Raw genomic sequence first — 10,648 nt, 5'->3', positions numbered from 1 at the left:
TATCGATCCGATCATAGGAGACATCACGCGGTTTGCTAAGCAAAAGGAATTCACTCACTAACTCATTGATCCGGTCGATCTCGGAAAGCATCAGCTCCGTAAAGCCATGTTCCTTCTCCATGCCCGTCTGCACGAACGTACGCTGCAGCACTTGCAGAAAACCCTTAATGGAAGTAAGCGGATTGCGAATCTCATGTGCGGTGCCTGCGGCAATCTGACCGATCATCGCGAGTCGATCACTTCGTTGTACTTGCTGTTCGAGCGAGCGGAGATTCGTAACGTCCTTAAATATGACGTACGCCCCTACGATATGCCCACCCTTGTCCTTCAGCAGGTTGGAATCCATCAGCAGTTCGTAACGCTCTGCATTGTTCATCCAACTAACGGCGTGATTGCGTACTACCACTCCATCCAGGAGGGTTCGCTGAACAAGCCGATGCTCCTTCGGAACGACCCGGAACACATCGTCAACCGGACGGTTCAAAGCCTTCTCTTTATTCACGCCGAGGATGCGGCAAGCCGTTTCACTAATATCTACAAGTGTAAAGCGGCTGTCAATCAACAGGACTCCCATGTTAACATCCTTAATAAACATCCCCGCAAATTGCTGCAATAAGCTAAGACCACCCGTTGCAAAATCATGCAGGACGATCAGCCAGTATTGCTGCTCATCGGTCCCGACCACGTATAGACTGCGATATCCTTTTGTCTCCGTTCCGTCCACACTTCTCAATGTGACCAGCAGGGAGCCATGCTCTTCAGTCGGTTCAGTCGATGCCGGCCGTTCTGTAGACTCTGTCCAAGCTTGAGGAGCGGTTGAATTGAAACATATCGGATCGTCAGGAAACAGTTGATTCACCTGAATGCCGATCAATTCGTCCATTCCCGTCACATCGGCGAACATCTCGTTGCAATCCAATATCCTCCCGTCACAGTCCGTCCAGGCAGCAGGGTGAGCAAGCAGCTTATGTAGGTAGAGCTTCAAATCATGTTCTTGTAAATGGAGTTTATGCAGCAAAATATGACCACCTTTACGAACAGGCTGGATATCCATATATATACAATTCGATATCATTCGCGCGATCCCTTTTTTTTCCGCCTAAACAAAAAACACCGGAAGGAAAGTCCCCCCAGCGTGTTTACTACTATAGTCTATAAAGTACCGTGCACCTGACGTCGATCAATGCGATCCAAGCGTTACCTCTACCGGTTAGCTCGAGTTAGGCTACCCTCCGGCACATGAACGATCTCACTTACGGCTGCTTCCTTCCGGACCTGACCGGGTTCACAAGTGCTCATTGCGGAGGACCCRACCGTCAACACTACGTGTAAAGGGCAGGCCTTACATCGACAAGACCTTCAAACAGGAATTCAACCCCGCTACAGCGGATTGCGGGTTACAGGGCACCGCTACCTCCCCATCTAGCACGGTAAAAATAAGTATAGCTGATCAAGCTGCAAATAGCAACCTGCATCATCTGGCAATCGTCTGACATTCGTCTGGCATTCTGCATCACAGACAACGGTCCAATTACCTAGCTACTCGCACGGAATATCGGTATCGAGGAGCTGCCTTGGTAAGCTCGGTTTCAGCACCTTGTCGGATACGTTCGCGCTCCTCAGCAGTCGTTCCTCTCGGAACATATAGCTTAATTGTGGCACGAGAACCATTCAGTGTAATACTGGAGTTCGTAATGCCGGGAACGAGTCCAAGCGCCCCCTTCATCATATCGGTATCACTCTGGTAGTTATGGTAGGTCGGACTGAGCGGCAAGTTAGGATTCGTGTTGGTCAAGCCCAAATAACCGTCATTGGAATAGGACTTGGTCTTTTGGGTAGATGGGTTCGAGCATCCACCTATCAGGAGCACAGCAGCAACCCATAGGCCAATAACAGCTGTTCGCTTCTTCCACATAAAAAACAACCTCCCTTTGCCATTAGGATGACCAAGAGAAGTTGTTATATGCTTATGAAATCTCAGGAAACGGCATGTAGCTTAAACGCCGTATTTCTTCTTAAATTTATCAACACGACCGCCAGCATCGATAAACTTCTGCTTACCTGTGAAGTGCGGGTGGCAGGCCGAGCAAATTTCCACACGAAGATTTTCCTTGATTGAACCTGTCTCAAACGTACTGCCGCAAGCACAAGTAACAGACGTAATGTTGTACTTAGGATGTGTGTTAGCTTTCATTGAACTTCACCTCTTTCCGCCCTGGATCAGTTTGTCGAACCAGAGTTATATAGACACATAACGAGATTATAGCACGCAGGTCAGGCCTGCGCAACTTTTATTTGCCTGCACGGTGAGCGATTGGAGGAACATGGGTATACGAACCGATAACGACGTCCGGCAGCTCAGCACGGTATATATCGAGCATCTGCTTCATCCCATAAATCTCTCCTTGTGGTGGAGGAATCAGGTTCATGTAACTCTCCGGATCAATGTTCAGATTGCGCATCTGGATGAGCTTAAGGCCCGTCCTTCGAGCAAATCCAAGCATGGCCTCAATCTCTTCCTCGCGATCGGTTACGCCCGGGAAGATCAAGTAGTTAATCGAAGTATACACACCCTTGTCTGTCGCATACTTGAGCGACTTCTCCACATTCGCAAGCGTGTAAGCTCTTGGCTTGTAATACGCATTGTAATGCTCATCTAGCGCGCTGATCGTGCTGACGCGCATCAAGTCGAGCCCCGCATCGACGATCGCTCGCATGTGGTCGGTCAGACCGGCATTCGTATTGATGTTGATGTACCCGTGCTTCGTCTGCTCACGCACCCGCTTAATTGCAGGTATGATCAATGCGGCCTGAGTCGAAGGTTCACCTTCACAGCCTTGACCGAAGCTGATGATACGTTCCGGTGCCTTCAAGTGCTCCAGCATGATCTCAACGATCTCGTCCGTGGTCGGCTTGAAGTTCATCCGCGTCTGCGGTGCTGGGAACCCGCTGTCGTCCGGCTGTTCGGATATACAGCCGAAGCAGCCTGCGTTACAAGAATACGAAACCGGCACCGCACCTTCCAAGCGGTTCAGGAACGTATTCGAGGCCGTCAGACACTCGTAACCCAACGCGCAATTCGTCAAATGCGTATACAACCGGTTGTCTGGGTATTGCTCGTTAATTCGCTTGACCTGCGACTCCAGTTCCTCCACATCACAGTTGCGCGGGTTCCACGGCTCCGGATCGTCGGTCAGCTCTGCGGCTACGAAGAAACCGCCATCTCTCCAGACGACGGCGGTGTACCCGAAGAGCGGGAACTTCTTGGATTTGTCCGTCTTGGCGTAGCCAGGTAATAAGAGACGCGTAAAGCCTTGCGGCAAGAGCGCCCCTACGGCGGAGTATCCTTCTAACGGTTCCATCTGGCCGGACTCTTCGTTCCAACCAATCGGGCGCGTGTCCGGCAAACTGACCAGCGTAGCGCCCTCCGGTAGTGGAATGAGCTCATCTTCCAATATTTCTGTGATCATGTGACCGCTGCGTCCCAGCCCTAGCAGCTCGGGGTGATCGAATACATTCCCCTCTGCATCGGCATATACAAGATACATGCGCTTCACCCCTATCTGATTAGCAAGTATGCATCGTTACGAGGCGGAGTGCTTCACGCGCTTCGAGTCCGGCTTCGCTTCAAGGGTAGCCAGAAACTCCTCGTTCGTCTTCGCCTCGCCGATTTTCTTAATTAACGACTCCGTGAACTCATGGGACTCGTTCATATTTTTGCGAATGGCCCAAATCTTATCCAGCTCTTCCTTGGTCATAAGCATTTCTTCCCGCCTCGTACCCGAACGACGAATGTCGATAGCCGGGAATATGCGGCGCTCCGCCAACTTCCGGTCCAGATGAAGCTCCAGGTTACCCGTTCCCTTAAATTCCTCGTAAATAACGTCATCCATACGCGATCCGGTCTCGATCAAGGCAGTAGCCAGAATCGTCAAGCTCCCGCCTTCCTCCACATTGCGCGCCGCCCCGAAAAACCGCTTAGGACGGTGGAATGCACCAGGATCAATACCACCGGTGAGCGTACGACCAGACGGCGGAATAACCAAGTTATACGCACGTGCTAGGCGAGTGATGCTATCCAGCAAGATCACGACATCCTTCTTGTGTTCCACGAGTCGTTGGGCGCGTTCCAGGACAAGCTCCGCTACCTTGATGTGATTCTCCGGCAATTCGTCGAATGTGGAAGCTATTACTTCTCCCTTAACGGAACGCTGCATGTCTGTTACTTCTTCTGGACGCTCGTCGATGAGCAATACAAACAATTCAACCTCAGGGTAATTGGTAGAAATACTGTTGGCAATTTCCTTCAGGAGCAAGGTCTTCCCTGCCTTAGGCGGTGCAACAATCAAGCCGCGCTGCCCCATCCCAACCGGGCTTAACATATCCATAATTCTTGTGGAAAGATTCGCAGKGGTTGTCTCCAGAATAAACTTCGTTTGAGGATAAAGAGGAGTAAGAGCCGGGAAATGGAGCCGTTCTGCGGCTGTTTCCGGCTTCTCGCCATTGACCGCTTCAACTTGCAGCAATCCGAAGTAACGTTCGTTCTCCTTAGGAGGTCGACACTTCCCTGATACGATATCGCCTGAACGCAAATCAAACTTACGAATTTGCGATTGGGAAATATAAATGTCCTCCGCACTTGGCAAATAATTAATTGGACGTAAAAATCCGTATCCTTCAGACAAAATGTCAAGGACGCCTTGCATAAACATGAGCCCGCCTTTTTCCGCTTGAGCTCGCAATATAGCAAAAATCAATTCTTTCTTCTTCATCTGGCTGTAGGCCTGAATCTGATGTTCTTTGGCCAGCTTGTACAATTCAGTCAGTTTCAACGTTTCGAGTTGAGACAATTGCATATCCATCATTAATTACCACCACACTATTAAATTTTCAAGTCGTCTATCTATCAAATCAGCATTGCCGATTTCGACGTAATCTATTCTTCCTCTTCCCAGATCTCAGCGCCCAAGTTTCTAAGATTCGAAACAAGGTTCTCATATCCGCGATAAATGTACTCGGTTCCGGTAATCTCTGTTACCCCTTCAGGCACAGTCAGTGCAGCGATGAACAATGCAGCTCCGGCCCGCAGATCGGTTGCTTTCACCTTGGCTGCCGAGAGCGGACCGCCTTCGATCACGGCCGAACGACCTTCCACCTTGATCTTGGCCCCCATACGAACCAATTCCGGGATATGCTTGAAACGGTTATTATAGACGTAGTCCGATAAAATGCTAATTCCCTTCGCTTGTGTAAGCAAGCTGGTCATCGGCGATTGAAGGTCCGTTGCAAACCCGGGGTATACAAGTGCTTTCACATCAATGCTCTCATATTCTGGTTGTCCAACTACGCGAATGGCTTCATCCATCTCATAGATATGTACGCCCATTTCCTGCAACTTCGCGGTAATAGCCTCAAGATGCTTCGGAATCACATTGTCGACCAGCACATCTCCTCTAGTCGCAGCAGCGGCAATCATATACGAACCCGCTTGGATCCGGTCAGGAATGATCGAATGCCTGCAACCGTGCATAGCATCGACGCCCTCAATCCGTATCGTCTCCGTACCGGCCCCTTTAATCTTAGCACCCATGGAATTAAGCAATGTAGCTACATCTATAATTTCAGGCTCTTTGGCCGCATTTTCAATCAAAGTAATGCCCTTGGCCCGAGATGCAGCCAACATGATGTTAATCGTCGCCCCTACACTAACGACATCGAGGTATATCTTCGCACCGCGCAGCGCCTTCGCCCGTATGCGAATCGAGCCGTTCTCATTGGAAACTTCTGCTCCCAACGCTTCGAATCCTTTGATATGCTGATCAATAGGTCTTGGTTCAAAGTTACAACCCCCGGGTAGACCGATCGTTGCTTCACCGAACCGTCCCAGCAAGGCTCCCATCAAGTAATAGGAAGCTCTTAATTTCTTCACATTCCCGTTCGGCATCGGAATCGACTTCRTCGAGGATGGATCGATTTGCATCGAATCGCCATCCCATTGTACGCCAGCTCCCAGCTGAGACAATATTTCCGTATAAATACCCACGTCACTGATCTTCGGCAAATTGTCAAGAACGACCGTCGTCTCTGCCAAGATCGCTGCAGGGATCAAAGCAACGGCGCTGTTCTTCGCACCACTAATCGGAATAGTGCCGCGCAGCGGACGTCCCCCTGCAATTAATAATTTTCCCGTCATGCGTCCATTTCCCCCCAGAAGACACCAAGAAGAGAATGGGAAACACGTGGCCTTTCGGCTGCGAATTCCCCATTTCTATCTTAAGCCTGATTGCTGCTGCCAAACAAACGAATTTTGGTTTGCACCACTTCAACCATAGCTTTTCTAGCCGGGGTCAAATATTTACGAGGATCGTAAACTTTGGAATCTTGGCTCAACACTTGACGAATTGCTTCTGTGCAAGCCACTTGGTTCTCCGTGTTCACGTTGATCTTGCCAACACCAGCTGCAATGGACAAGCGGATCGCTTCATCCGGAACGCCGGAACCGCCGTGCAATACGATCGGTACTGGAATTGCGCTAGCAACCTTCTCAATGATATCGTAATGGATCTTCACTTCACCCTTGTACATCCCATGAGCTGTACCTACTGCGATCGCCAGGCAATCCACGCCGGTCTCTTCGTAGAAACGAATAGCTTCCTCGGGCTTGGCTAAGTTCGCATGCTCTTCATCCACGTTAATGTCGTCCTCAACGCCGCCAATGGTGCCAAGCTCTCCCTCAACGGACACGCCCATAGCATGAGCTGCCTTGACAACTTCCTTCGTCAGACGAATGTTCTCTTCCAGCGTGTAGTGGGAGCCGTCGAACATAACCGAGCTGAAGCCAGCGCGGATACATTTCATCGCGACTTCGAACGAGCTACCGTGATCCAGATGCAGGGCAATCGGAAGACCGGACTTCTGAGCAGCTGCCTGAGCAATGGCAACGGTATACTCATACCCCATGTACTTCAACGCGCCTTCGCTGACACCAAAAATAAAAGGCGACTTCTCTGCAATCGCCGCGTCTGTGATCGCTTGCGCGAACTCCAGGTTGTTCATGTTAAATTGTCCTACAGCGAACTTATTCGCTTTGGCCTTCGGTAAAAATTCGTTCATTGAAACGAGTGGCATCGTGAACCCTCCTACCAAGTAATGGACAGCCTTATTGTACAGCCAAAAGAAGCTGGGCTCGGACTGTTGTCATAGCACGCAGTAATTATAGCACAATCTAATCTAGAATGGTAACGCCTGTCCGGCGATCAAGGGGCGCAGAAGAACAAATTGGAAAGAAAAAATGGACCCTGAGTCTAGATCAGGATCCAATTGCTAATCGGGGAGAATCGGGTGAACGAAGCTGCTTGTTCACAGCACTGCGCAGGTCGTCGATGTCAAATGGTTTGGTGAAGTGCATCAAAGCGCCCAAATCTGTCGCTTCCTTAATCATGTCCAGTTCACCATAGGCCGTCATCATGATGACTTTGATAGAAGGGTTGATCTGCTTAATGTGCTTCAAGATGTCCAGTCCGTCCATCCCTGGAATCTTCATATCCAGAAGAACCAAATCCGGTGGATCCTTGCGAACTATCTCCAGAGCTAACTTCCCGTTAGAAGCTTGTGAGGTCTGATAGCCTTCGGAGCTAAAAACTTCAACAAGCAATACACGGATGCCATTCTGATCATCGACGATCAACACTTTTCTCTTTTCCAACCTAATAACCCTCCCTATTCAAAGCCGACTTGTCTGAGAAAGTAACGAATCTTTTTCCAGCTATGAAAGTTATTCGATATGAATTCTCGGTTTCCTGCCGACTTTGAACATTACTTTGAAGGTTTTACATAAAAAGTTATGTGTGAATTCAAGCTGGATGAAGATCAGGCTTGTCCATATTGCAACGCGGCACGTACGAAATGTTTGAACAGCGGCTGCGGGCGATTCGGTCTGGACGTGAACTCCGGATGGAACTGTACGGCAAGGAACCACGGATGGCCTGGCATCTCGATAATCTCAACCAGACGTCCGTCCGGAGACGTCCCCGAAATCTTCAAGCCAGCAGATTCAATCAGATCGCGATACTCATTGTTGAACTCGTACCGATGCCGATGCCGTTCGTATACAAGTTCATCCTCGTAGCACTCCATGGCTAATGTGCCCTCAGAAATTTTGCAAGGATACAATCCGAGACGCATCGTACCGCCCAGATCTTCAATTTCTTTTTGCTCAGGCAGCAGATCGATTACTGGGTAAGGAGTTGTCGGCTGAATTTCCGAGCTATTCGCCCCATCTAATCCAGAGACCGAACGCGCAAACTCCACAACTGCTACCTGCATACCGAGACATATCCCGAAGAACGGAACATTCTGTTCACGCGCATAACGAATCGCCGAGATCTTGCCTTCGATACCTCGATCACCGAACCCGCCTGGTACCAGAATCCCGTGCACTCCACCAAGAAGCTCACCTACATTGTGATCGTAGATATCTTCGGCATTCACCCAGCGGATGTTCACTTCGGAATTGCAATCAAATCCCGCATGTCCTAGGGATTCTACAATACTCAAGTAGGCGTCATGCAAAGCGACATATTTCCCAACAATAGCGATCTCTGTCTTGTGCTGAAGCTGCTTCACACGCTGCACAAGCTGCTCCCACTCACGCATATCCGGCGGATGGGTGAAGTTGTCCAGCTTCAAGTGCTTGACTACGATGTCATCGAGCCCTTGTTCGCGCAGCATCATCGGCACTTCGTACAGCGTCTCAGCATCCTGACACTCGACAACTGCATTCGCATCTACGTCGCAGAACTGCGCCAGCTTGCGCTTCATCTCTTCCGTGAGCGGATACTCGGTCCGGCACACGATGACATTCGGCTGAATCCCGATGCTACGGAGTTCTTTAACACTGTGCTGGGTCGGCTTGGTCTTCACTTCGCCAGCTGCTTTCAAGTAAGGAATCAAGGTTACATGAATGTACATGACGTTGTCTCGACCGATATCGCTCTTAATCTGACGGATTGCTTCCAGGAAAGGCAAGCTCTCAATATCCCCTACTGTACCGCCGATCTCGGTAATGACGACATCCGACTGCGTCTCACGACCCGCACGGAATACACGATCCTTGATCTCATTCGTAATATGAGGAATGACTTGAACGGTGCCGCCCAAATAATCACCACGGCGCTCTTTGGTAATGACGGAGGAATATATCTTACCAGTTGTTACATTGCTGTTCTTGGACAAGTTAATATCGATGAATCGCTCGTAGTGGCCCAAGTCCAAATCCGTCTCCGCCCCATCGTCGGTTACGAAGACTTCGCCGTGCTGATACGGACTCATCGTTCCGGGGTCGACGTTAATGTAAGGGTCGAATTTCTGAATCGTAACTTTGAGCCCTCGATTCTTCAACAACCTGCCGAGTGAGGCCGCCGTAATCCCTTTACCCAAGGACGATACGACCCCGCCTGTTACAAAAATATATTTGGTCACTGTGTGATACCCTCCGATCAGTCTGGTTCCAAAAAAAATAAAAAGCACACCCGTGGACACGGGGCACTTTCTAGAAAACGTTCATTATGAACGGAATGTAAATCTGTAGCCCAGAAAATAGTTTACCCATTTGAGGGGAGCCTGTCAAGCTTACAGCTTAGCTCTTGGGCTCAACCTGGGAATAATTATTTGTCGGCTTCGCTATCTTCGTCGTCACCGTCTTCTTCTTCTTCGTCATCCTCGTAATCGCCGTCTTCTTCTTCGCCTTCGGCTATGCCTTCCAGCTCCTCGTCGACTGCCTCTTCAATGCCCTCACCGTCGATTGCTTCCTCTTCACCGTCCGCTTCGAAGAATTCCTCTTCTTCGGTTTCGAAGACTCGTTCGCCGTCAAGGCTCGTGTACTCGCCTTCCTCTTCGGTGTACGTCTCTTCTTCTTCGGTGTAATAATCTTCCTCGTCGTCGTCCTCGTCATTGATGATACGCGGGTGCTTGGTATTGTTCACACCATCTTCGGACTTATCTACAGGGTACCATCGCTTCAGTCCCCATAAGTTCGTTCCCACGCAAGCGAAACGGCCATCAATATTAATTTCCGTATATAATTGCGCAATTACATTCATGACTCCGTCATCGGACAAGCCTTTCAACTTGGCGATTTCTTGCATCAGGTCCCGGTAGTAAAACGGGGTATTGGATGCCTTCAGCACCTCAAATGCGAGGTCTACCATCGGCATTTCCTTAGCTTGTTCTGCAGAAAATTTCAGCGTATATGCGCTGCTCATTGGGCTGCACACGTCCCTTCGATAATTCGTAAACTACAATTCAAATGTCTATCTCTCTAAAATACCCAATATCTTCATTAAGTAAAACCTATTTTATATAAAAATGCAACTAGGGTCCAGAAATTTCAAAGTGGCAAATGTAGGGGCGATGTGACGGAGTGAGGGTGAGATTAAGGATGGGAGCCAGTTCGATATGCGTTTGCGCGTCTGGAGGGAATGGGCAGGGGTTCCAACCGCTGTTGAAATCTTGGGCCTTTATTTATATTTTCAGAGGTTGGCCCAATATTTCAAAGGCGGCCGCTTCGCTTTTCCACTCCCTGCCCATTCCCTCCTGAAGCTACTCTTTTTTGCCGGGTTCTACTTTAAAATTAGGTAAACGTAGAGTA

10 protein-coding genes and 1 other RNA gene are annotated in these 10,648 nt (G+C 49.5%); all 11 read right to left on the bottom strand.

The features are described 5' to 3' along the window. A partial coding sequence (locus AC1DWB_RS18105; protein ID WP_477542480.1) for a histidine kinase dimerization/phospho-acceptor domain-containing protein occupies window positions 1–1,018 on the bottom strand: 1,018 nt, incomplete at its 3' end. 144 nt (window positions 1,019–1,162) lie between these two features. Further along, an RNA gene (gene ffs, locus AC1DWB_RS18100) (signal recognition particle sRNA large type) lies at window positions 1,163–1,431 on the bottom strand. A gap of 100 nt (window positions 1,432–1,531) precedes the next feature. Continuing rightward, entirely contained in the window at window positions 1,532–1,915 is a 384-nt protein-coding gene (locus tag AC1DWB_RS18095) for a hypothetical protein (protein WP_477542479.1), read from the bottom strand. An 81-nt stretch (window positions 1,916–1,996) separates the two neighbouring features. Then, window positions 1,997–2,194, bottom strand: coding sequence for a 50S ribosomal protein L31 (rpmE, locus tag AC1DWB_RS18090; RefSeq protein ID WP_477542478.1), 198 nt, complete (start codon window positions 2,192–2,194; stop codon window positions 1,997–1,999). A gap of 97 nt (window positions 2,195–2,291) precedes the next feature. After that, on the bottom strand, window positions 2,292–3,548 hold the full coding sequence (locus tag AC1DWB_RS18085) for a radical SAM family protein (RefSeq protein ID WP_477542477.1): 1,257 nt from the start codon (window positions 3,546–3,548) through the stop codon (window positions 2,292–2,294). 36 nt (window positions 3,549–3,584) lie between these two features. Next, window positions 3,585–4,862: a transcription termination factor Rho gene (gene rho / locus AC1DWB_RS18080; RefSeq protein ID WP_477542484.1), complete on the bottom strand. Its 1,278-nt coding sequence runs from the start codon at window positions 4,860–4,862 to the stop codon at window positions 3,585–3,587. A 74-nt stretch (window positions 4,863–4,936) separates the two neighbouring features. Continuing rightward, on the bottom strand, window positions 4,937–6,193 hold the full coding sequence (locus AC1DWB_RS18075; RefSeq protein ID WP_477542476.1) for a UDP-N-acetylglucosamine 1-carboxyvinyltransferase: 1,257 nt from the start codon (window positions 6,191–6,193) through the stop codon (window positions 4,937–4,939). Window positions 6,194–6,273: 80 nt separating this feature from the next. Further along, window positions 6,274–7,128, bottom strand: a complete 855-nt coding sequence (gene fba / locus AC1DWB_RS18070; RefSeq protein ID WP_477542475.1) for a class II fructose-1,6-bisphosphate aldolase — start codon at window positions 7,126–7,128, stop codon at window positions 6,274–6,276. A 181-nt stretch (window positions 7,129–7,309) separates the two neighbouring features. Beyond that, window positions 7,310–7,705 carry a response regulator gene (locus AC1DWB_RS18065; protein WP_477542474.1) on the bottom strand — a complete coding sequence of 132 codons (396 nt, stop codon included), beginning with the start codon at window positions 7,703–7,705 and terminating at the stop codon, window positions 7,310–7,312. 164 nt (window positions 7,706–7,869) lie between these two features. After that, the gene (locus tag AC1DWB_RS18060) at window positions 7,870–9,480 is read right to left on the bottom strand and encodes a CTP synthase (protein ID WP_477542473.1); all 1,611 of its coding nucleotides are present in this window, start codon (window positions 9,478–9,480) and stop codon (window positions 7,870–7,872) included. Between the two features lie 185 nt (window positions 9,481–9,665). Next, on the bottom strand, window positions 9,666–10,262 hold the full coding sequence (gene rpoE, locus AC1DWB_RS18055; protein ID WP_477542472.1) for a DNA-directed RNA polymerase subunit delta: 597 nt from the start codon (window positions 10,260–10,262) through the stop codon (window positions 9,666–9,668). Between the last annotated feature and the right edge of the window lie 386 nt (window positions 10,263–10,648).

The sequence above is a fragment of the Paenibacillus sp. P4_E11 genome, from assembly GCF_056401635.1.
Note: the sequence above shows the minus strand (reverse complement) of the source record. Positions and strands in the feature narration are given on the sequence as shown.

What these genes read in the sequence shown, in the direction of transcription:
- AC1DWB_RS18095 (WP_477542479.1), bottom strand. Translation starts at nt 1,915, where the DNA reads ATGTGGAAGAAGCGAACAGCTGTTATTGGCCTATGGGTTGCTGCTGTG.
- rpmE (WP_477542478.1), bottom strand. Translation starts at nt 2,194, where the DNA reads ATGAAAGCTAACACACATCCTAAGTACAACATTACGTCTGTTACTTGT.
- AC1DWB_RS18085 (WP_477542477.1), bottom strand. Translation starts at nt 3,548, where the DNA reads ATGTATCTTGTATATGCCGATGCAGAGGGGAATGTATTCGATCACCCC.
- fba (WP_477542475.1), bottom strand. Translation starts at nt 7,128, where the DNA reads ATGCCACTCGTTTCAATGAACGAATTTTTACCGAAGGCCAAAGCGAAT.
- rpoE (WP_477542472.1), bottom strand. Translation starts at nt 10,262, where the DNA reads ATGAGCAGCGCATATACGCTGAAATTTTCTGCAGAACAAGCTAAGGAA.